The organism is Geodermatophilus sp. FMUSA9-8 (assembly GCF_037034165.1).
In the GTDB taxonomy this organism is placed as follows: domain Bacteria; phylum Actinomycetota; class Actinomycetes; order Mycobacteriales; family Geodermatophilaceae; genus Geodermatophilus; species Geodermatophilus nigrescens.
The window spans coordinates 25,671-46,130 of the sequence record NZ_JBAGKE010000011.1 but is presented as its reverse complement, the minus strand read 5'-3'; the positions used below and the strand labels follow the sequence as shown (position 1 = coordinate 46,130).

Annotated in this window: 22 protein-coding genes; 7 read left to right on the top strand and 15 right to left on the bottom strand. The window is 76.9% G+C overall.

From position 1 onward, the window contains the following. The first annotated feature begins 336 nt into the window (after window positions 1–336). Window positions 337–822 (top strand): SPFH domain-containing protein, encoded by a 486-nt coding sequence (locus WA616_RS20415; protein ID WP_336032734.1) that lies wholly within the window; start codon window positions 337–339, stop codon window positions 820–822. Window positions 823–873: 51 nt separating this feature from the next. Continuing rightward, window positions 874–1,044 (top strand): hypothetical protein, encoded by a 171-nt coding sequence (locus WA616_RS20410; RefSeq protein ID WP_336032732.1) that lies wholly within the window; start codon window positions 874–876, stop codon window positions 1,042–1,044. Window positions 1,045–1,144: 100 nt separating this feature from the next. Here the strand turns inward: WA616_RS20410 and WA616_RS20405 are convergent, their stop codons facing one another. From WA616_RS20405 to WA616_RS20380, 6 genes are all read right to left on the bottom strand, one after another. After that, window positions 1,145–1,540, bottom strand: a complete 396-nt coding sequence (locus tag WA616_RS20405; protein WP_336032731.1) for a DUF1761 domain-containing protein — start codon at window positions 1,538–1,540, stop codon at window positions 1,145–1,147. A 140-nt stretch (window positions 1,541–1,680) separates the two neighbouring features. After that, window positions 1,681–2,304 (bottom strand): SDR family NAD(P)-dependent oxidoreductase, encoded by a 624-nt coding sequence (locus WA616_RS20400; RefSeq protein WP_073418717.1) that lies wholly within the window; start codon window positions 2,302–2,304, stop codon window positions 1,681–1,683. Then, entirely contained in the window at window positions 2,301–4,232 is a 1,932-nt protein-coding gene (gene nhaA, locus WA616_RS20395) for a Na+/H+ antiporter NhaA (protein ID WP_336032729.1), read from the bottom strand. Before nhaA ends, WA616_RS20400 begins: the two co-directional genes overlap by 4 nt. Then, window positions 4,229–5,107 (bottom strand): SDR family oxidoreductase, encoded by an 879-nt coding sequence (locus WA616_RS20390; RefSeq protein WP_336032727.1) that lies wholly within the window; start codon window positions 5,105–5,107, stop codon window positions 4,229–4,231. Before WA616_RS20390 ends, nhaA begins: the two co-directional genes overlap by 4 nt. A 37-nt stretch (window positions 5,108–5,144) precedes the next feature. Further along, window positions 5,145–6,497 (bottom strand): reverse transcriptase family protein, encoded by a 1,353-nt coding sequence (locus WA616_RS20385; protein ID WP_336032725.1) that lies wholly within the window; start codon window positions 6,495–6,497, stop codon window positions 5,145–5,147. Window positions 6,498–6,688: 191 nt separating this feature from the next. Then, the gene (locus tag WA616_RS20380) at window positions 6,689–7,519 is read right to left on the bottom strand and encodes a VOC family protein (RefSeq protein WP_336032723.1); all 831 of its coding nucleotides are present in this window, start codon (window positions 7,517–7,519) and stop codon (window positions 6,689–6,691) included. A gap of 138 nt (window positions 7,520–7,657) precedes the next feature. Between WA616_RS20380 and WA616_RS20375 the strand changes: the two genes are divergently transcribed. Then, window positions 7,658–7,936: a DUF1905 domain-containing protein gene (locus WA616_RS20375; RefSeq protein ID WP_073418721.1), complete on the top strand. Its 279-nt coding sequence runs from the start codon at window positions 7,658–7,660 to the stop codon at window positions 7,934–7,936. A gap of 36 nt (window positions 7,937–7,972) precedes the next feature. After that, window positions 7,973–8,941: a UDP-glucose 4-epimerase GalE gene (gene galE / locus WA616_RS20370; protein ID WP_336032721.1), complete on the top strand. Its 969-nt coding sequence runs from the start codon at window positions 7,973–7,975 to the stop codon at window positions 8,939–8,941. Between the two features lie 210 nt (window positions 8,942–9,151). Here the strand turns inward: galE and WA616_RS20365 are convergent, their stop codons facing one another. The 9 genes from WA616_RS20365 to WA616_RS20325 are packed head-to-tail and all read right to left on the bottom strand — an operon-like array spanning window position 9,152 to window position 18,482. After that, complete coding sequence (locus WA616_RS20365) at window positions 9,152–9,868, bottom strand: PIG-L deacetylase family protein (RefSeq protein WP_336032719.1); 717 nt, start codon at window positions 9,866–9,868, stop codon at window positions 9,152–9,154. A 2-nt stretch (window positions 9,869–9,870) separates the two neighbouring features. Then, entirely contained in the window at window positions 9,871–11,079 is a 1,209-nt protein-coding gene (locus tag WA616_RS20360; protein WP_336032718.1) for a glycosyltransferase family 4 protein, read from the bottom strand. Then, the gene (locus tag WA616_RS20355; protein WP_336032717.1) at window positions 11,076–11,912 is read right to left on the bottom strand and encodes a sugar phosphate isomerase/epimerase family protein; all 837 of its coding nucleotides are present in this window, start codon (window positions 11,910–11,912) and stop codon (window positions 11,076–11,078) included. The genes WA616_RS20360 and WA616_RS20355 overlap by 4 nt, the downstream gene beginning before the upstream one ends. Next, window positions 11,909–13,372 carry a YcaO-like family protein gene (locus WA616_RS20350; protein ID WP_336032715.1) on the bottom strand — a complete coding sequence of 488 codons (1,464 nt, stop codon included), beginning with the start codon at window positions 13,370–13,372 and terminating at the stop codon, window positions 11,909–11,911. Before WA616_RS20350 ends, WA616_RS20355 begins: the two co-directional genes overlap by 4 nt. Continuing rightward, window positions 13,369–14,331 (bottom strand): MBL fold metallo-hydrolase, encoded by a 963-nt coding sequence (locus WA616_RS20345; protein WP_336032713.1) that lies wholly within the window; start codon window positions 14,329–14,331, stop codon window positions 13,369–13,371. Before WA616_RS20345 ends, WA616_RS20350 begins: the two co-directional genes overlap by 4 nt. After that, window positions 14,328–15,332, bottom strand: coding sequence for a Gfo/Idh/MocA family protein (locus tag WA616_RS20340; RefSeq protein WP_336032711.1), 1,005 nt, complete (start codon window positions 15,330–15,332; stop codon window positions 14,328–14,330). The genes WA616_RS20345 and WA616_RS20340 overlap by 4 nt, the downstream gene beginning before the upstream one ends. Beyond that, complete coding sequence (locus WA616_RS20335) at window positions 15,329–16,351, bottom strand: class I SAM-dependent methyltransferase (RefSeq protein ID WP_336032710.1); 1,023 nt, start codon at window positions 16,349–16,351, stop codon at window positions 15,329–15,331. Before WA616_RS20335 ends, WA616_RS20340 begins: the two co-directional genes overlap by 4 nt. Then, on the bottom strand, window positions 16,348–17,262 hold the full coding sequence (locus WA616_RS20330) for a hypothetical protein (protein ID WP_336032709.1): 915 nt from the start codon (window positions 17,260–17,262) through the stop codon (window positions 16,348–16,350). The genes WA616_RS20335 and WA616_RS20330 overlap by 4 nt, the downstream gene beginning before the upstream one ends. Further along, on the bottom strand, window positions 17,259–18,482 hold the full coding sequence (locus WA616_RS20325; protein WP_336032707.1) for an inositol-3-phosphate synthase: 1,224 nt from the start codon (window positions 18,480–18,482) through the stop codon (window positions 17,259–17,261). Before WA616_RS20325 ends, WA616_RS20330 begins: the two co-directional genes overlap by 4 nt. Before the next feature lie 174 nt (window positions 18,483–18,656). On the opposite strand from WA616_RS20325, the gene WA616_RS20320 reads away from it, so the two are divergent. From WA616_RS20320 to WA616_RS20310, 3 genes are read left to right on the top strand one after another with little or no spacing between them, the layout of a single operon-like run. Beyond that, entirely contained in the window at window positions 18,657–19,274 is a 618-nt protein-coding gene (locus WA616_RS20320; RefSeq protein ID WP_336032706.1) for a hypothetical protein, read from the top strand. Further along, window positions 19,271–20,095 (top strand): glycoside hydrolase family 16 protein, encoded by an 825-nt coding sequence (locus WA616_RS20315; protein WP_336032704.1) that lies wholly within the window; start codon window positions 19,271–19,273, stop codon window positions 20,093–20,095. Before WA616_RS20320 ends, WA616_RS20315 begins: the two co-directional genes overlap by 4 nt. A gap of 33 nt (window positions 20,096–20,128) precedes the next feature. Next, a complete protein-coding gene (locus WA616_RS20310; protein ID WP_336032702.1) occupies window positions 20,129–20,458 on the top strand; it encodes a DUF6204 family protein in 330 nt (109 codons plus the stop codon). The last annotated feature ends 2 nt before the right edge of the window (window positions 20,459–20,460 follow it).

The window sequence follows — 20,460 nt, the reverse complement described above, 5'->3', positions numbered from 1 at the left end:
CCGCACCGCGTATCCGACGGCCCCTACCCCGCGACCCCCGGGCCAACCGGCCCGGAAATGCAGCGGCGGGACGGGGACGACCGTGGCACGCTCCTGCGGCCCGTGGTCAGCAGCCGGGCGGCATCGCCGCCGCAGGTCCTGCGCGTCGGCCACGGGCACCTGTAGGGGTACTGCGCTGTGGACGCACGGGTTCGACTCCCGACGCCGTCCGGCGCCCGGCCATCCCGGCCCCCGGCGGTCTGCGGCGCTGCGCGCGTCCCCCGCCGGGGGCCCGGCCGGGCGCCGGGCGGTCCGCGTCCGGGCGCGGCCGGTCAGCGAGCGGGAGGAGGCGGGGACGTGCGGGTCGTCGTGCAGGAGTGGGAGCGGGTCCTGGTCTACCGGGACGGCCGCTTCGCCGAGGAGCTGGGCGCCGGGCGGCACCGCCGGGCGCGCCGCAGGCGGCGGTTCGTGCGGGTCGCCGTCCGCCCGCGGCTGCTCGTCGTCCCCGGCCAGGAGGTGCTCACCGCCGACGGGCTGTCGGTGCGGGTGAGCCTGACCGTGACCGCCCGGACGGCGGACCCGCGGCGCTGGCACGAGGCCGTCGACGACGCCGACGCGCTGGTCTACGCCACGGTCCAGGTGGCGCTGCGCGAGGTGGTCGCCGGCCGCACCCTCGACGAGCTGCTCGCCGCCCGCGCGACCCTGGCCGACGAGGTCCGCGAGCGCGTGGGCACTGCGCCGGAGACCGTCGGCGTCGTGCTCGAGCGGGTCTGGCTGCGCGACGTCATGGTCCCGGCGGAGCTGCGGCACGCCGCGGCGGAGGCCGCGACGGCGCGGGCGTAGGGCCAGGCGGCGCTGGAGCGGGCGCGGGCCGAGGTCGCCGCCACCCGGGCGATGGCCAACGCCGCGCGGATGGTGGCCGAGCAGCCGGCGCTGCTCTCGCTGCGGACGCTGCAGGCGGTCGAGGCCGGCCGGGCGACCGTCGTCCTCACCACCGGCGCGGCGGGCCCGGGCGTACCCGGCGTCGTGCCCGGCGGGGTCCCCGGAGTGGTCGAGCCGGGCTGACCGCGGGCCGGTGGCCGGGACTCACCCGGCCACCGGCTCCGGGCGTCCCCGGGGTGCCGTGGCACCCCGCGGGCCGCTGTCCGGGGCGGTGCACCGAGGGTCAGTCGCGGCCGACCACCGCGGTGACCAGCAGCAGCTTGAGCAGCCAGTCGCCGGCGTGGATCGCCGCCTGCTGCCACGGCACCTTCTCGTGGAAGACGGAGCCGGATAGCAGCACCGCGGGGAAGGCGGCCCACAGGCCGGTGGCCAGCGCGACGGTGTCTCGCGGGCCCCGCGCCGGCAGCCGGTCGGCGAGCACCGACACGGCGGCGGCAACCGTCGCGCTGCGGGCCAGCTCGACCGGGGCGACGACGGCCGGCGACGGCTGCGGCCCCGCGTAGGCCTCGTCGAGCTGCGCCAGCCGCGAGCCGAACGCGGCGTACCAGGCCGAGCTGGCGACGAAGGACGCCCCGGCCGCGGCCGCGACCCGCGCGGCCCTCCTCGTCCCACCGTCCACGTCTGCCTCCTCGTTTGCCTGTGCGGGGACAGACCGGCACCGGCCGCGGGACTCATCGGTCCACGTCGCCGGGGCGCCGCGGCGAGCGTGTGCGCCCACGCCGCAGCCCCGGGCGCGGGATGCGGCGCGGGCGCACACGGTCAGCCGTAGCGGGTGGCCAGCAGGGAGACCTCGGCGACGTTCGTGGTCGGCGGCATCGTGGTGGTGAACACGACCGTGCGCGCCACGTCGGCCGGGGTGAGCGCGGCGCCGTCGGCGGTGCTCTGCGTGGCCACCCACCCGACGGCGACGTGCCGCACCCGCACCAGCGTGCCGCCGAGCTCCACCCGCAGCGTGCGGGCGAGCTGGGCGGCCCCGGCGGCGGTGGCCGCGTGCACCGCGAACGCGGGCACCAGCTCCGACGCCGCCGCCGACCCGACGAGCACCAGGTCGGCCGGGCGGTCGTTGGCCGCCGCGGTGAGCAGGTCGTCGAGGAACGCCCGCGCGGCGAGCACCGCGTCGCCGGCGCCCTGCTCGACCATCGCCGCCCACTTCTCGGCCGGCGTCAGCCCGAACGGGCCGCCGCCGATGCCGCCGAGCGCCGCGACCACCAGGTCGACGCCGCCGAGCCGCTCGCGCACGCCGTCGGCGTCGGCCACCACCTCCCGCGCGGTGGCCACCTGCTCCACCTGCGCGCCGCCCGCCCGGAGCTCGGCGGTCACGGCGTCGGCGATGAGCGGCAGGCCGATCACCACCGCGCGCCGACCCGCGACCGGGGCGCTCACGCCGGCTCCCCGACGGGCGGGCGCACCGGCAGCGCGTCGTCGAGGTCGTTCTCGTCCTCGGGCTCGGGCGCCGCCGCCCTGACGCGCGCACGTCCGGCGGTCATCTCCAGCGCGGTGCGCATCGGGGCGACGTCGAGCGGGCCGTCGTAGAGCTGCCCGTTGACGAAGAAGCGCGGCGGCTCCTCCAGGCCCATCTCGCGGCCCTCGTCGTCGTCCTCCCGCACCCGCGCGGCGAAGGACCCCTCGGCCACCGCGGCGTCGACCCGGGCCAGGTTCAGCCCGGCGTCGACGGCGCAGCGCCGCACGGCGCGGTCGTCGAGCCGGCCGGCGCGGGCGGCCAGCGCGTCGTGCATCGGCCAGAAGCGCGACTGCGCGGCGGCGGCCTCCGCGGCCTCCGCGGCGCGCAGCGACACCGGGTCGTCGGTGAGCAGGTGCCGGTACACGAAGACCAGGTCGTCGCCGAGCGAGCGCCGCAGCTCGTCGACCACCTCCGCGGTGCGCCCGGCGTTGGTGAACACGAAGGACGCGTAGACGACCAGCTCCATCGGCGCCCCGACCCGGCCCCGCACGTGGTCGCGGGTGGCGCTGACCGGCCGGCCCAGCCGCTGCCGCCCGGGCAGGCGGGTGCGGTCGATCGCCCGCACCACCGCGACGGACCCGAGCGCCACGATCGCGGCGGTCACCGACGCGGCGAGCACGCCGATGCGGGCTTGCGACGCCAGCGCCGGGTCGTCGAGCGCCAGGTCGATGATGAACAGCGAGATCGTGAAGCCGACGCCGCTGAACAGGCCGGCCGCGACCACGTGCCGGGTGAACAGCCCCGACGGCAGCCGCCCGACACCCAGGCGCACCGCCGCCATCGACGCGCTGGCCACGCCGAGCACCTTGCCGAGCACCAGCCCGGCGACGATCGCCCACGTCAGCCCGGAGGTCGCGGCGGCGGCCAGCGTCTCGCCGGTGAGCACGACCCCGGCGTTGGCCAGCGCGAACACCGGCACGACGACGAGGTTGACCCACGGCCGGAACAGCCGCTGGCCGCGCTCGTTCACCGACACCGACCGGGTCAGGCTGAGCACCGCCCGGTGGGCGCCCCCGGAGGTCGGGGTGCGGCCGTAGTCGCGCGCCGCGGCCTCCGCGGCGTCGACCTCGTCGGGGCTCGGCGGGTGGATCGGCAGCAGCAGCCCGATGGCGACGCCGGCCACCGTCGGGTGCACGCCCGAGGCGAGCACGCCGAGCCACACCGGCACGGCGAGCAGGAGGTAGGCGCCGCCGCGCCAGACCCGCATCCGGCTGAGCCCGACGACGGCGACCAGCCCGACGGCGGCGACCGCCAGCGGGAGCAGCGTGAGGTCCTCGGTGTAGGCCACGGCGATGACCGCGAGCGCGCCGACGTCGTCGACCACGGCGAGCGCCAGCAGGAACGCCCGCAGGTTGACCGGCACCGAGCGGCCGACGATCGCCAGCAGCCCCAGCACGAACGCCGTGTCGGTGGAGATGACCACGCCCCAGGCGGCGCGCGCCTGGCCGGGCTGGTCGGTGGCCCCGGCGATCGCGAGGAACACCAGCGCGGGCACGACCAGCCCGGCCACCGCGGCGACCACCGGGATGCGGATGCGCCGGGTGTCGCGGAACTCGCCGAGCACCAGGTCGCGCTTGACCTCCAGGCTGATCAGGCAGAAGAACAGCGCCATCGCGGCGTCGTTGACCCAGTGCCGCAGGTCCATCTCCAGCACCGCGTCGCCCAGGCTGATGGCGAACGGTGTGTGCCAGACGTCCTCGTAGGCCGAGCCCGGCACGTTGGCCCACAGCAGCGCGAGCAGCGTGGCGACCAGCAACACCCCGGCGGCCGCGGCGTCGGAGTCGGCCACCCGCATCGCCCGCCCGAGGAACGAGGGCCGGTCCTCCTCGGCGCGCAGGACACCCCTCACCGCAGCCGCTCCGCGCGCCGGCCGGGCAGGAACTGGTCCTGCCGGGTGGGCAGCACCAGCAGCTCGGCGAGGTTGACCTGCGCCGGCAGCCCGGCGCCGAAGAGCACCGTGGCGGCGACGTCGGCGGGGTCCATCGGCACGATCACCTCGCGGTGCTCGGCCCAGCCGCGGGCGGTGCCGTCGTGGGTGATGTCGGAGCCGAAGTCGGTGTCGGTGAGCCCGGGCGCGACGACGTGCACGCGCACGCCGCGGCGGCCGTACTCGGCGCGCAGCGTCCGGGCCAGCTGGGCCACGGCCGCCTCGACGGCCGAGTAGACGGCGTAGCCGGGGAAGCGCACCTGCCCGGCGAGCGCGCCGATGAGGAACAGGTCGGCGGCGCGGCCCTCCTCGGCGGTGGCGAGCAGGTCGCGGGCGAAGGTCTGCGCGGTGCGCAGGATGCCGCCGAGGTTGACGTCGATCATCTCGATCCACTCGGCCGGCACGCCGTCCTCGAACGGGGCGCCGGTGAGCACGCCGGCGCCGGCGACCACGAGGTCGGCCGGGCCGAAGCGGTCGTGCAGGGCGTCGAGGGCGTCGGCGAGGTCGAGCCCGTCGGAGACGTCGGTGGCGACGACGAGCGTGCGGTCGGGGTCGGAGGTGCTCTCGGCGACGGCGGCCATCCGGTCGCCGCGGCGGCCCAGCAGCGCGACGCGGCAGCCGGCGTCGACCAGGGCGCGCGCGGTCGCGGCGCCGATGCCGCTGCTCGCGCCGGTGACGACGGCGACCCGGCCGTCGAGCGAGCCGTCGAGCGAGCTCTCGAGTGGACCGGCGAGCGGGCCGGGGGCCGGTGCGGCCGCGGGCGTGGTCGCGGAGGACGGGGGAGGAGGTGGGGGCACGGTCTCCCTCTCGGAGGACAGCAGGGGGACGCGACGATCATGCCGTCCCGGGGGTGCCCCAGTCGATGCGCTCGGCGAGTGCCCGCAGCCGGGCGCCGAGCACCGGGTCGACCGACGAGGCCCAGGCCACGCGCCCGAGGACGTGCTCGCGGAACGTCGCCGGGTCGCGGTCGCGCACCTGCGACGCCCAGCCGGAGACGGCGCAGTTGTGCAGCAGCGCCCGCAGCGCGTCCCGCTCGGCCCGCGGCAGCGTGGGCCGGACGTTGACGACGGCGCCGAGCACCGTCTGCCGCCGCCCGCGCCCGGCGCTGCGGGTCTTGCCGGGGTGCACGCGGAAGCCCTCGTCGGCGGCGATCGCGGCGACCCGCGCGGCGAACGCCGGCCGGCGCAGCGCGGGCGGGCCGCTGAGGAACAGGTCGTCGACGTAGCGGGTGTAGACCGCGCCGGCCGACGCCGCGAGGCCGGCCAGCCGCCGGTCCAGCCGGGCGCACACCAGGTTGGCCAGCGCGGGTGAGGTGGGCGCGCCCTGCGGCAGGTGCGGGACGGCGAGCCGGCGGCCGAGGCGGGCGTGCCGGTCGCGGGCGGCGTCGTCCTCCGGGACCGGCACCCGCCGCCACACCGCGAGCGGGACCACCGTCGTCACCAGGCCGGTCACCGCGTGCGCCACCGGCTCGGTCAGCCCGGCGACGCCCTGCAGCACGCCCCGCACGCGGCCGGCGGGGATCGAGGCGAAGAAGGACTCGAGGTCGAGGGCCAGCACGGTGTCGGCGCCGGCGTGCGGGGCGGCCGCGGTGCGCACCGAGTGCCCCGGCACGCAGCCGTGCGCGGCCGGGTGCGGCGGCGCGGGCGCGACCAGGTGCCGCAGCAGCCGGCGCTGGATCTCGCGCAGGCGCGGCTTCGGGGCCGCGAGCAGCCGGACGCCGCCGGGCCGCTCCACCACCCGCCACCGGTAGTGCCGCAGCGCTTCGTCGGGCGCGGTGCGCTCCAGCCCGCGGACGTCGGCGAACCAGGCCAGCTCGCCCTGGTCGACATCGAGCAGGCGGGCGAGCGCGGCCAGGTCGGGCACCTCGGTCAGGCCGGGGCGGGGGCGCACCACGCGGGTGGGCACCGGCTCGCGGCGCACCACCCGCGGGGCGACGTCGCCGGCCTGCCCCTGTGCCCAGCCGCGGGTCGACGTCAGGAAGGCGGCCAGCTCGCGGGGCCGGTCGGCCGGGGCGTCGCGGTAGGCGTCGAGGACCTCGCCGACCAGCGCGCCCACCCACCGCGGCGCCCGGGCGTGCCCGAGCGCCACCGCGACCCGGCGCACCGCCTCGCGCCGCCGCCAGGGGCCGGCGAGCAGCGCGGTGGCGATCCCGGAGGCGGTGGCGGCGGCCTGGCGCGGCGTCGTCACCGGTGTGCGCGGTGGGGGGGGCAGCCGCTCCCGATGGGAGGCGCCGTCAGGTGCGCGGAGCGCGCCGTCCGGCGGGCGGTGCTGGTGCTGGCCTGGACCTGCTGCCCCGGGGTGGCCCCGGGAGACCGGTCGCTGCCGGTCGTCCTGCCCGCCCCACCGCGCACGGCGCGCACGCTAGCGGGCCACCCCGCTCACCAGGTGCCCTCCGGTGGGGTGAACTGGCTGACGGTGAACTCCGCGCCCTGCGGGTCGCGCACCAGCGCGGTGCGGGTCCAGGCGTCCTCCCCGGAGCGCAGCACCGTGGCGCCCAGCCGCTCGGCGGTGGCCGCGGCGTCGTCGCGGTCGGCGACGGTGAACGTCACGTGCCAGGACGCCGGCCCCGCGTCGGTGGGGAGCAGGCCGCCGATGACGTCGGCGAAGCCGGGCGGGGCGGAGGCCTGCCGCTCGTGGATGCCGGGGTCGACGGTGGCGGCCAGGTGGTCCCCGTAGCCCGGGACCTGCAGCATCGTGCCGGAGTCGTGCGCCATGTCGACGTCGCGCCAGCCGAACAGCGGCCCGTAGAAGGCCATCGCGCCGGCGCGGTCGGGGGTGTGCAGGTCGGAGAAGTTCCAGGCGCCCGGGGCGTTGGTGAGCTGGGCGCCCGGCCGGCGGCGCGCCTGCCACAGCCGGAACGGCGCCCCCTGCGGGTCGGTGCAGGCCGCCAGACGCCCGCCGGGCCCGGCGTCCTCCGGCCCGGAGACGACGGTGCCCCCGAGCCCCGGGACCGCGGCGGCCGTGGCGTCGGCGTCGTCGACCGCCACGTAGGTGTTCCAGGTGGGCGGCCCGTCGCCGGGCCCGATCGCGGCCACGTCCCGCCCGTCGAGCGTGGCGACGAGGTAGGAGCCGGGGACGCCCGGCGGGACGGCGTCGGTGAGCGTCCAGCCGAACAGGCCGGCGTAGAAGGCGGCTGCGGCGGCGAGGTCGGGCTGCTCGGTGTCGATCCAGCAGGTCACGCCGTGCGGATAGGTCCGGACTGCGGTCATGGCACCTCCAGGTCGGTCGTCCGGACCGTAGGGCCGCCCCGTGACAGGACGGCGTCCCCGCGGCGGTCCCGGGGCCGCCCGACCGGTCGCCTCCTCCGGCACCGATGAGTCCCGGACGCCGGGACGGTCGGTAGCGGCATGGCAGCCCAGGAGCTCGACGCCTCGTTCACCGCGCCCCTCGAGAAAGACGGCGCGTTCCCCACCTTCGTCACCGTGCCCGACTCGGCCGCGCTGTTCGGCACCCGCCGGGCGGTGAAGGTGGAGGGGACCGTCGACGGGCACCCGTTCGCCGCCACCTGCATGCCGTCGGGCGACGGGCCGCACTGGCTGCCGCTGCGCAAGGCGATCTGCGCGGCGATCGGCAAGGACGCCGCGGGCCAGGAGGTCGCCGTCCACCTGCGGCAGCGGCTGTCCTGACGCGCGGCCCGGCGCCCGCTGGGGCAGGCTGACCAGGTGAGCTGGCTGGTCACCGGGGGTGCCGGGTACGTCGGGGCGCACGTCGTGCACGCCATGGTGGCGGCGGGGGAGGACGTCGTCGTCCTCGACGACCTGTCCACCGGCGACGCCGGCCGGCTGGCGGCGCTGCCGCAGGTGCCGCTGGAGGTCGGCTCGGTGCGCGACCGCGGCATGGTCCGGCGGGTGCTGCGCGAGAACGGCGTGACCGGCGTGGTGCACCTGGCGGGCAAGAAGCAGGTGGCCGAGTCGGTGGCCGACCCGCTGCTCTACTGGGCGGAGAACGTCGGGGGCCTGGTCGCGCTGCTCGAGGGGTGCCGCGCCAAGGGCGTGACGCGCTTCGTCTTCTCCTCCAGCGCGTCGGTCTACGGCATGCCCGACGCCGACCGGGTCGACGAGGACACCGCCTGCCGCCCGCTGTCGCCCTACGGCCGCACGAAGCTCGCGGGCGAGGACCTACTGCGCGACTGCGCCGCCTGGGGCCTGGCCGCCACCAGCCTGCGCTACTTCAACGTGGCGGGGGCCGCGGCGCCCGAGCTCGGCGACCGGGGGACGGCCAACCTCGTGCCGCTGGTGTTCGAGGCCCTCGACGCCGACCGGCCGCCGCTGCTCTTCGGTGACGACCACCCCACGCCCGACGGCAGCCCGGTGCGCGACTTCGTGCACGTCGCCGACGTCGCCGACGCGCACGTGGCCGCCGCCCGCGCCCTGGCCGCCGGCCGTCCCGGGGGCACCTACAACGTGGGGCGCGGCGAGGGCAGCAGCGTGCTGGAGGTGCTGCGGGTGGTCGCCGAGGTCACCGGCGGGGACACCACGCCGCAGGTGACCGGCCGGCGCCCCGGCGACCCCGCGCGGGTGGTCGCCGCCGTCGACCGCATCGCCCGCGACCTCGGCTTCCGGGCGACCCGCGACCTGCGGGACATGATCGCCGGCGCATGGACCGCCTGGAGGGCGCTGCAGCCCCTCTGACCCGTTCTCCCTGGAGGGAGTCGTGCTCTGCCCACGGAGGCGGGGCAGAGCACGACCGTGTCCCGGGAGGGGGTCGTGCTCTGCACACAGGGGTGTGCAGAGCACGAAGCCGAGCGCGAGGACTGTCCCGGCCTCGCTCGTGCTCTGCACACGGGCGCGTGCAGAGCACGACCCGGCCGGGGAGACAGGGGTCGGTCCGGGCCGGGGTGGCTACCGCGCCGGGAGCGCGAGGTCCGCCACGAGCTCCCGCGCCGCGGCGTCGGCCAGCAGCTCCTCCGGCAGCCCGGCCAGGGCCGAGCGCATCGCCGACGGCCCGCCGAACTGGAAGCCGAGCTGCGTCGCGTAGCTGGCACATGCGTCGGCGCGGCGGTCCAGGTCCTGGGGCAACCGGACGGGCGTGAGCTCACCGGGCAGGTCCGGCCCGGGCACCGCGCCGGGGTCGCGCAGCACGTAGGGCGAGTCCCGCCACCACAGCACCGGCCGCCCCGTCCCGGCCACCGCGCGCAGCACCTGCAGGTGGTCGACGTGCCCGCCGAGCGCCTGCGGGGCGAGCCACAGGTCGCCGGGCAGCCCGGTCAGCGCCGCCCGCACGTCCTCCCACGCGTCGTCCTCGGGGCGCACGCCGGCGAACAGCTCCGCCGCGCTCCCGTACCCGCGGTGCGGGGCCTCGCGCAGGTCGAGGTGCAGCGGCGTCGCCCCGAGCACCGCCATCGCGGCGGCGTCCTCGTCGCGGCGCAGCGCCATGTAGTCGACGTCGGCCGGCAGCCCCTTGTCGAGCTGGCAGGCCAGCGCGAAGCCCTCCGGGTCGGGCACGCTCCGGGTGAAGCAGGTGACCACCGTGACCTCGTGCCCGGCGTCGGCCAGCGCGGCGAGGGTGCCGCCCACGGAGAACGCGGCGTCGTCCAGGTGCGGGCTGACCGCGGTCACCCTCACAGCAGGTGGGCCGCGGCGCGGAACCGGCAGGAGAGGTCGACCGTCGGCGGCATCGTCCAGTCGTGCGACGGCGTCGTCCCGGCCACCTCGGAGTAGACGTCGTCGATCGAGCGGGCGAGCACCGGCCACGAGTAGAGCCGGCGCACCTCCTCCAGCGCCGCCGTCGCCAGCCGCTCGCGCAGCGCGCCGTCGGTGAGCAGCCGGTCGAGCGCCGCGCGGAGTCCCGCGACGTCGCCCGGGGCGTGCAGTAGCCCGTTCTCGCCGTCGCGCAGGCAGTCGACGACGCCGACCGAGTCGGTGCTCACCGTCGGCAGCCCGCTGGCCATCGCCTCGAGCAGCGTGTTGGAGAACCCCTCGCTGTAGGTGGGGCTGACGAAGACGTCGGCCGAGCGGTACACCGCGGGCGCCTCGTCGGGTGGCACGTAGCCGAGGAACGTCGTCCGCCCGTCGGCCCGGGCGCGGGCCTCGTCCAGGTCGGGGCCGATGCCGGAGACGACCAGCCGGACGCCGTCGGGCAGCGCCTCGAGCAGGTCGAGCACGCCCTTGCGGCGGTCGACCCGGCCGTGGAACAGCAGCACCGGCGGGTCCTGCAGCGACCCGAGTGGGCGCTCCGCGGGGGTGAACCGGCGGGTGTCGGTGGCGCCCGGGACGATCGTGAACCGCGCCGGGTCCGAGCCGAGGTTGCCCACCACCTCGTCGCGGAAGCTGGCGCTGCCGATGAGCACCGCGGAGGAAGCGTCGACGACGGTGCGCATCGCGTGCGCGTGGGTCTCGCAGCAGGTGCCCACCCAGTGGCCGTCGCCGCCCTGGATGCTCACCACGGCCGGCAGCCCGGTCTCCCGCGCCGCGGCCAGCACCGCGAGACCCGGGGGGTAGCCGTACTGGGCGTGCAGCACGTCGAACGGGCGCTCGCGGTGCAGGTCCAGCACGGTGCGGACGATCTCCGCGATGTCGCCCTCCCAGTCGGCGGGGACGACGGTCTCGCCGCGGCTGGGCAGCGCGTGCACCTCGACGCCGGCGGGCACCCGGTCGGCCGGGGGCGGGCCGCCGCCGTAGACCCGGGTGCCGGCCTCGTCGTCGCGGTACTGGCTGACCAGCACCACCTCGTGGCCGAGCGCCACGAGCTCGCGCAGCAGGTTCTCCGCGTAGACGCTCATCCCGCTGACCGCCGGCCAGTACCGCCGGCTGACGAAGCAGATCCTCACGCCCGTTCGGCCTCCCTCAGCGTGGCCATCGCCCGCGGCACCATCTCGTGCGCGCGGTGCCCGTCCCGGGACAGCTCCAGCGTCACCAGCCGGTCGTACGACGCCTCGCGCAGCGCGCGCAGCACCGCCGGCAGGTCGACGTCGCCCTCGTCCAGCGGCAGGTGGTCGTGCACGCCGCGGCGCATGCCCTCGACGGCGACCGTGCCCAGGTGCGGCGCGAACCGGGCCACCGCCTCCTCCGGCGCGTAGGCCCCGGCGACGACGCAGTGCCCGGTGTCCAGCGCCAGCGTGATGCCCGGCGCCTCGGCGGCCAGCCGCGCCCAGCCGTCGCAGTCCTCCACCAGCATCCCGGGCTCCGGCTCGACGGCGAGGGCGTAGGACCGGCCGCCGTGGCTGTCGACGAGCGCGCGCACGCCGTCGGCGAACCAGCCCCACGCCTCGTCACGGTCGACGCCCGGCTTCGGCACGCCGGCCCAGAAGCTCACCGCCTCCGCCCCCAGCACCCCGGCCAGGTCGCAGGCCAGCCGCAGGTAGGCCAGCCGGCGGGCGCGGCCCTCGGCGGAGGCGGAGACGAACGTCGGCTCGTGCTTGGCCCGCGGGTCGAGCAGGAACCGCGCGCCGGTCTCCACGACCACGCCCAGGCCCAGCTCGTCGCAGCGGGCCCGCACCCGCTCCGCCTGGGCGAACGCGTCGTCGGCGAACGGGTCGAGGTGGACGACGTCGAGGGTGAGCGCCACCCCCGCGTAGCCGGTGTCGGCGAGGAAGGACAGCGCGTCCGACAGGCGGTGCGAGGTCAGCCCGTTGGTGTTGTACGCGTACCGGAGGTGCGTCACTTGTCGAGGACCTCCGCGACCACGTGCCGCCCCGGCTCCCGGTACAGCGCGTAGAGCGCGCCCACCCGCCGCTCGGCCCCCGCGCGGTCGAACCAGGCCGGCCCGCCCAGGCGCTCCTCGGCACCGGCGGTCAGGTGCACCCGCGCCCAGCCGCCGGGGTCGGCACCCACGGCGACCAGCGGGTCGCCCCGCTCGGCCAGCCGGCGCACGCCGCGCTCGCCGATGCGGCCGTAGCTCATCGTCTCGACCTCCAGGCCGGTCACCAGCACCTTCGCCGCGACCGCGTCGCCGACCGAGGGCTGCAGCTCGACCAGCACGTCGTGCCCGGCGGCCTGAACGGTGCCGGTGACGAACCCGTGGAGGTCGTCCCCCGACCAGGTGGGCAGGTCGGCCAGCGCCACCGTCGACCGCAGGGACAGCACGGTGTCCTGCAGCAGGTCGACCAGCGCCGCGGTGCCCATCCGGGTCCAGTCGAGCATCGCCTGCAGCGCGCGGTCCTCCTCGACCAGCCGCTCCGGCGGGTGCCCGGTGCGCCAGTGCTCCAGGTAGCCCGGCGGCGTCGCCGGCAGGACGACGTCGAACGGCCCGTGCATGAACGCCTTCCGCGCGCGGGCCGAGGCGAACTCGTGCAGCGCCTTGCGGACGGCGGTGTCGCGGTCGGGGTGCGCGGCCTCGCCGCACGCCGTCGCCATGACCGGCACCGCCTCCGAGCCGTCCCGCGAGCAGCCGACGGCGTAGACGTCGACGACGCCGAACTCCGTCGAGGCGAGCTTGACCATCACGTCGATGCCCGCGGCGTCGAGGCGGTCGAGCAGTGCCCGCGCGTCCGGGTCGGCGATCCCGTCGAGGTCGACGACGACGCCGCGGTCCATGGCGCGGAAGGCGGTGGCGTTGCCGTCGCGCTGCAGCACCTCGAGCAGTGCGTGGGTGACCGCGCGGTCGGCGTCGAACGCGGCGCCCTGGCCGTTGGTGATGACCGTGGTGAGCCAGCCGCCGGGCGGCGGGGCGCCGGGCAGGTCGTCGGGCGCGGACGCCACCAGCTCGGCCGGCACCAGCACCCGCTCGCCGTCGCGCAGCCGGGTCATCGGCAGCCACTGCAGCGGCCGGTCGTCGTCGTAGGCGCTGCCGGCCTCCAGGCAGAGCTCGCGCGGGTCGGCGACCCGGTCGCGGCCGTGCCGCCGGGTCATGTCCGCGTAGGAGCCCTCCTCGCGGGCGACGCCCTGGTGCGCCCGGAGCGACAGGGCCATCTCGGCCATCTCGCCCATCGCGCCGGTGCGGGCCTCCTCGCGGGTGGCGCCGTAGCCCAGGCCGCTGCCGCCGGGGTGCAGCTCCGAGGGCGGCAGCACCGCGGAGTGCAGCGGCACGTCGAGGACGTCGATGCCCTCGATCGCGAAGTCGTCGACCGGGACCGGGAAGCTGTCGCGGTAGCGCTGCGACGGCGTCGTCTCCGCCGCGGTCACAGCTCGGCCAGCGGGACGGGCGCGGCGTCCGGCGGCCCCGACAGCAGCCGCTGCACGAGGTGGACGACGTTGTCGGTGGTGATCCCCGGGACCATCTCGAACGGGGTCGCGACCACCTCGAAGTCCAGTTCCGCGACGACGGCGAGCATCTCCCGCAACTCGCCGTGCGACAGCGGGATCTGCGCGTGGAAGGCCTTGTGCGCGCTCAGCGCGACCGGGTCGCCGGCGTCGTCGAGGTCGACCTTGAGCGAGTCGCCGCAGAAGAGGATCCCGCGGCGGGAGTCGTGCAGCACCGAGTGCCCGGGGAAGTGGCCGCCGGTGCGGTGCAGCGTCAGGTCGGGCGCGAGTGACAGGACGTCGTCGGCCGGCCAGGTGACGCGGAAGGCCTTGGTCCACACCAGGTCGTGCACGTTGACGCACACCACCCGCGGCTCGAGCTCCTGCTGCAGCTGCCACAGTGCGCCGTAGCCGTGCACGTGCGACGACGCCAGCACCGGGAACCCGCCCTTCTCGGCGGCCATGCGGCGCAGCTCGGCGAGCATGTCGGCGGTGTACCAGGGGGCGCACTCGAAGCCGACGAGGCCGATGTCGGTCTCGATCACCCAGCCGCGGCTGTCCAGCCCGAAGCGCGGCTCGGTGCCGAACTCGGTGACGCCCTGGACCGGGGCGGGCCGCCAGAACCCGGTGACCAGCTCGTCGGCCTGCTTGTCGGTCACGAACTCGAAGCCGTGCTCGGGCAGCGCGTTGCGCACGTCGGCGCAGACCGGGCACACGACCGGGCCGGGCGCGGGCCAGCGCTGCCAGTGCCCGCAGTTGGTGCAGGCGTAGGCGGGCAGGTCGGGCAGCAGCCCGCGGTAGGGGTTGGTGTCCACCTGGCTGGTGCCGTGCCGCGCGCCGTCGTCGGCGGCGGCGGGGTCGGTGGCCCGGTCGATGGCGCCGGGGACGTCGGGCGAGCTCACGGTGTTCCTCCGGAGAGAGCGGTGAGGAGCAGGCGGTGCAGGGCGAGGTCGCGGGCGGGGTCGTACGGCCAGGCCGTCGTCGCGGGGGTGCGGCCCGCGACCGCCTCGGTGAAGGCGGCGAACTGCGCCCGGAACGGCGGGGTGTCGGCGAACGGCACGTCCACGGGGTCGGGGGAGTGCAGCGTCAGCGAGCCTCCCGCCGTCTGCCCCATGGTGTCGACGGCGACCGCCATGCCGCGGGTGCCGACCACCTCCAGGCGGCGGCGGGGCAGCTCGTCGGGCGTGTTGAACGCGACGTGCAGGCTCACCAGCACCCCGGAGTCGGTGGTGCCGGTGAGCAGCGCGCCGTCGTCGACGCCGTAGTCGTGCACCCGGGTCTGCAGCAGCGCCGACAGCGACGTGACGTCCTCGCCGAGCAGCGTGCCGGTGAGGTCGAGGCCGTGCGGGGCGAGGTCGATCGCCGCGCCGCCGCCGGCGCGGGCCGGGTCGACCCGCCAGTTGTCGTGCGGGCGGCCGTCGGGCGTCCAGTCCCCGGGCAGCCAGCAGCAGTAGACGATCCGGACGGCGGTGACCGTGCCGAGGTCGGGCACCAGCTCGCGCAGCCGCACGTGGGCGGGGTGCCAGCGCTGGTCGTAGGCGGTGCCGAGCAGGACGCCGGCCCGCGCGCACGCGTCGACCAGCGCCTGCGCGTCGTCGGCGTCGGCGGCCAGCGGCTTCTCGCAGAGCACCGCCTTGCCGGCGGCCGCGACCGCCTCGACGACCCGGCGGTGCCCGGCGTTCGGCACGGCCACGTAGACGGCGTCGAGGCCCGGGGTGGCGAGGAACTCCGCGAGGTCGGTGGTCGCGGCGGCGCCCTCGACCGGCATCCGGGCCATCGCCGCCGGGTCGAGGTCGTGCAGCGCGACGACGCGGGCGCCGTCGACGGCGAGCAGCGCGGGCAGCGCGTGGTCGCGGGCCACCCAGCCACAGCCGGCGACGCCCCAGCCGACGGGCGCGGTCACCAGGCCTCCGGGAGGTCGACGAGCAGCCGGCGCCGCGCGGCGTCGGCGGGCAGCGGGTCCGGCCAGCACTCGGGCAGGTACGACGAGCGGGGCCCGTACTCGGCGGCGTAGCGCTCGCTCGGCCAGGTGAGCACGCCGTCGCGGTAGAGCGGGTTGGGCGCCAGCGGGGGCAGCGGCTCGCCGAGGTCGACGGGGGCCGGGCCGCGCGGGTCGCCGGCCACGAGCGCGACCGCCTCGCGGGCGCGCAGGTCGGCGGGCCCGGCCGGCCGCGGCGGGCGCCCCTCGAGCAGGGAGCGGGTCAGCTCGTCGTCGTCGTAGAGCAGCCCGGTGCCGAGCACCTCGGCGTAGCCCTCCGGCGTCAGCGGCTCCCCGTGCGGGTCGGCCACGTGCGCGTGCCCGACGACGACGGTGCCGCCCTCGCCGGCCAGGACGCGCATCGCCGCGGCGGCGGCCGGCTTGTCGCGCAGGAAGTAGAAGGCGTCGTGGCACATGACGTAGGCGGGCGTGCCCACCCGCAGGTCCGGCGCGGCGCTCAGGTCGGCGCACACGTAGCGGGCGTCCGGGCACACGAAGCGCCGGGCCAGCCACAGCTTCGCCCACACGACGTCGACGCCGACCAGGTCGCGCACGCCGCGGCGGGACAGCTCGCGCAGGTGCGCGCCGATCCCGCACGCGACGTCGACCACCGGGCGCTCGCCCGGCCAGTGCGCCTGCAGCAGCCCGAGCCCGGCCAGGTGCGTCGGGTCGGACCAGCGGTGGGCGAAGTAGTCGGCCACCCGGCCCATCCCGAGCAGCTCCATCGCCTCGCGCAGCGTCCGCGCGGCCGGCACCCGGGCCAGCTGCTCGGGCGGGGGCGGCGGCTCGGTCCACCAGTCGTCGGCATCGGCGAGCAGCAGCACCCGCGCCCGGTCGGTCTCCCCGGCGGCGAGCAGCCCGGCGACCTCGCCGCGCAGGTCGTCCCGGCCGGCCCGGGCGAAGGGGATCCCGTCGACGACGGGCGCGTCGAGGGCGAGGCTCACAGCCCGGCCGCCGCCAGGACGTCGAGGTGGTAGGCCTGCACCGGCCCGGCGTGGACGAGCTCGAGGTCGTCGAGCGCCTGCGACGCGGTGAACGCCGCCGCCCGGGCGTGATGGTGCACCTGCAGGACGCGGTCGAGGACGTCGGCGGCGTGGAACGCCCGCGCCTCCGGCACGTCGGCGCCCGGCCGCAGCGCCAGCACCTCGCGCACGCGGTCGGCGAGGGCGTCCGGCAGCGCGGCGAGCTCGCGCTCCTCCAGCGTGCTCATCACCCGCTCCAGCGCGTCGCCGAGCAGCACCTCGCCGGCGAACCCGGCGTCGGGCAGGACGACGTTGTGCAGGTGGTGGGCGAGGCCGAGCAGGAACGGCTGCACCGGGTCGGCGTCGACCACCGGCGCCACCAGCGCGCCGTAGACGGCGACGGTGAGGCAGTGGTCGCCGTGGCTCTCCGGCGGCTCCACCATGATCCGCGCGACGCCGGGCGCGGTGGCCCCGGCGCGGGGCTGCGCGTTGAGCGTGGCGGCCAGCGCGGGCGCGCCGCCGGGGGAGGGCAGCGGGCCGAGCGCGGCGCGCAGCCGCTCGCGCAGGACGCCGTCGAGCGGCTCGCTGACCTCGTCGAAGGCGCGGCGCAGCACCGCCGTCACCTCGTCGTCGCCCATCCCCGCGGCGGTCAGCACGGCGGCGTCGATGCCGGCCAGCCGGGCTCGGGCGACGGCGGCCGCGGTCTCGGAGAACGCCACCGCCTCGACGTCCTCGCCGCCGACCAGGCGGGCCCACGCGCGGGTGAACGCCTGCTCGGCCAGCGAGCCGGACGCACCGGCGACCCGCACCCGCTTGGCGTCGCCGATCTCGCCGAGCAGCGGGCGCAGGCCGGCGAGCGCGGGAAGCGTCCCCGGACTGTCGAGCGCGGTCACCGGGAGGAGGCGCCGGCGGCCAGCCAGTCGAGCAGCACGGTCTCCTGGTTGTGGAACGCGTGCTCCGGGACGCTGCCGTCGGCCGTCATCGGGGCCTTGAAGAACCAGCCGAGCTGACGCTGCACGCCGCCCTCGCCGCGCTGCTGCGCGAGGTCGGTGAGCCGGGCGAGCTCCACGGCCAGCGGCGCGGCGAGGATCGAGTCGCGGCACTGGAAGTCGACCTTGACCTGCATGCGCTGGCCGAGGAAGCCGACCAGGTCGATGGCGTCCCAGGCCTCCTTCTGGTCACCCCGCGGCCGGTAGTAGTCGATCCGCACGACGTGGTCCTCGACCGGGTAGCCGAGGATCGAGTCCAGGACGCTGCCCTTGGTCTGCAGCTTGCTGTTCAGCGAGTCCGGGTCGTCGAGCGCGAGGCCGTCGCGGTTGCCGAGGATGTTGGTGGAGTACCAGCCCTCGACGGTCAGCGCGCGGGCGCGGAAGGCCGGCGCGAGCACCGTCTTCATCATCGTCTGGCCGGTCTTGCCGTCCTTGCCGGCGACCGGGACGCCGCGCTGCTCGGCGAAGGCCACCAGCGCCGGGACGTCGGCGGCCAGCGACGGCGTGAAGTTCACGTAGCCGGCGCCCTCGGCGATCGCGGCGTAGGCGTAGACCATCGCCGGGGTGATCGCGCGGTCGTCGGCGTCGAGGCCGGCCTCGAAGGCCTCCAGCGACTGCAGGGAGGGCGCGGTCGGGTCGGGCCAGCGCTCGGTGGAGGCGAGGTTCACCAGCACCAGGCCGTCGAGCGACTCCTCCTCGCGGAACCGGCGCAGGTCGGCGCGGACGGCGTCGACCTGGGCGCGGCGGGTCTCGGCGAGCACCACGTTGCCGCCGGTGACGTTGCGGCAGAAGTCGGCGTCGCCGGCCGCGGGCCAGGGGGTCAGCGCCGACAGGGCCGGCCCGGCCTCCTCGAGCTGGCGGGAGTCGAGGACGGCGTGCTGCTCGGCGGCCTTGCGCAGGTCGGAGCCGTCGAGGTCCCAGCCGCGCACGACGAGGGAGTCGTAGCCGACCAGGCCGGTCGTCTCCTCGACCGGGGCACCGGCCACCTGCAGGCCGGCCAGCGGCAGCCCGTCGGTCCCGGCCGCACCGATGCGGAGCAGTTCCAGGCCCGCGACCGCGGTCGTCGCGACCGCACCCCCGAGACCGACAACGGCGACGCCGACACGACGGCTCTCCTGCTGCACAACGACCTCCGCGTTCCTGGGGCGGAACTGCTCCACCCCGTCCCGACCCTGGCACATGCATCGCGCGCCTGCCGGGTGAGAGCGAGATTGTGCGGATCAACCCGGTCGCGCCCCGCGCGTCTCTGGACGGCGGGGCGAGGATGGGCGCAGTCCCGCGTCCCCGGAGGAGCCCCCGTGACCGCGCCGTACACCTGGCAGCCCGCCCCGATGGCGGTGCCGCGCTTCACCGTGCGCCAGAGGGTCACCGTGATGGTGAACCGCTACGAGGTGCGGGCCGTGCAGCCCGACGGCAGCGAGGGGGCGCTGCTGGCGATGGCCCAGCAGAAGCGCCTCAAGCTCAAGGAGGAGGTGGTCTTCACCGCCGACGAGCAGCGCACGCGGCCGGTGTTCTCCTTCCGCGCGCGGCAGCGCCTGGACGTGCACGCCCACCACGACGTGTTCGACGAGCAGGGCCAGGTGCTCGGCACCTTCGGCAAGCGCTTCGGGGCCAGCCTGCTCCGCTCCACCTGGGACCTGTCGGTGCCCGGGCTGACCGCCGTCGGCCGGGAGCGGCGCCCGGTGCTGGCCATCGTGCGGCGCATCTGGGGGCTCATCCCGTACCTCGGCGACGTGTGGGTGCCCTTCGTCTTCCACTTCGACTTCACCGACACCGCGACCGGGCAGCCGGTGCTCGTCGTCGAGCGGCGCAAGTCGATCCGGGACCGCTACGACGTGTCCGTCCCCGACCCGCGGCTGGACTTCCGCGTCGCCGCCTCCATGGCGGTGGCGCTCGACGCGCTGCAGAGCCGGTGACCTCCACCGACGACTCCGCCGACGCCTCCGCCGACGCCTCCGCCGACGCCTCCGCCGACGCCACCGCCGGCGACTTCGCCGACGACTTCGACGGATCCGGGCTGGACCTCGGCGTCTGGGTGCCGCACTACCTGCCGCAGTGGAGCTCCCGGGCGGCGACGGCGGCCCGGTACGAGGTCCGCGACTCCTGCCTGCACCTGTCGCTGCCCGACGACGTGCCGCTGTGGTGCCCCGACGACCACCCGCCGCTGCGGGTCTCGGGCATCCAGTCCGGCGTCTTCTCCGGGCCGGTCGGCAGCACGGTCGGGCAGCAGCCGGTGCGGCCGGGCGCGGTCGTCCGCGAGGAGCAGCCGGCGTACTGGGGCTGGACGCCGCGGTACGGCCGGCTGGAGATGCGCGCTCGCGCGACGGTCACGCCGCGGTCGATGGTCGCCTGGTGGCTGGTCGGGCTGGAGGACGTGCCCGAGCGGTGCGGTGAGCTGTGCGTCATGGAGGTGTTCGGCGACGCCGTCGACCCGGCCGAGGGCGCCGCCGTCGGCATGGGCACCCACCCGTTCCGCGACCCGCGGCTGGTCGAGGACTTCGCCGCGCCGCGGCCCGGCATCGACGTCGCCGACTGGCACGTCTACGCCGTCGACTGGCGGCCCGACGGCGCGGTGTTCTCCGTCGACGGCCGTCCGGTCCGCGAGGTCGCGGTCACCCCCGACTACCCGATGCAGACGATGCTCGCCGTCTTCGACTTCCCGGAGCGGGCGGTGCCCGGGGAGCCCTACGTCGTCCCCGAGCTCGTCGTCGACCGGATCGGCGGGAAACCGGCGTGACCGGATGACGGCGCGCGGCTAGCGTCGCCCGCCGTGTCCACCCGTACCTACCGCGTAGTCGTCCGCGGTGTCCTCGACGGTCTCGACGACGACCGCCGCGCCTGGCTGCGCGACCACGCCGCCGAGCACGACCTGTTCGCCTCGTCGTTCACCGAGCGGGGGAGCACCGCCTACGACGGCTCGCTCGCCGCGTTCAGCCACCGCGTCGTCGTGCACGTCGACCCCGGCCCCGGCGAGGAGGACGACGCCCGCACGGCCGGCGAGCTGTCGGCCCTGCAGTGGCTCGAGGAGGTCGGCGTCGGTGCCCGCCGGCTGCGCTCGACCGCCACGTGCACCGACGACGTGCGGATCCGCCGCCGCTGAGG

What these genes read in the sequence shown, in the direction of transcription:
- WA616_RS20410 (WP_336032732.1), top strand. Translation starts at nt 874, where the DNA reads ATGGCCAACGCCGCGCGGATGGTGGCCGAGCAGCCGGCGCTGCTCTCG.
- WA616_RS20375 (WP_073418721.1), top strand. Translation starts at nt 7,658, where the DNA reads ATGGCAGCCCAGGAGCTCGACGCCTCGTTCACCGCGCCCCTCGAGAAA.
- WA616_RS20380 (WP_336032723.1), bottom strand. Translation starts at nt 7,519, where the DNA reads ATGACCGCAGTCCGGACCTATCCGCACGGCGTGACCTGCTGGATCGAC.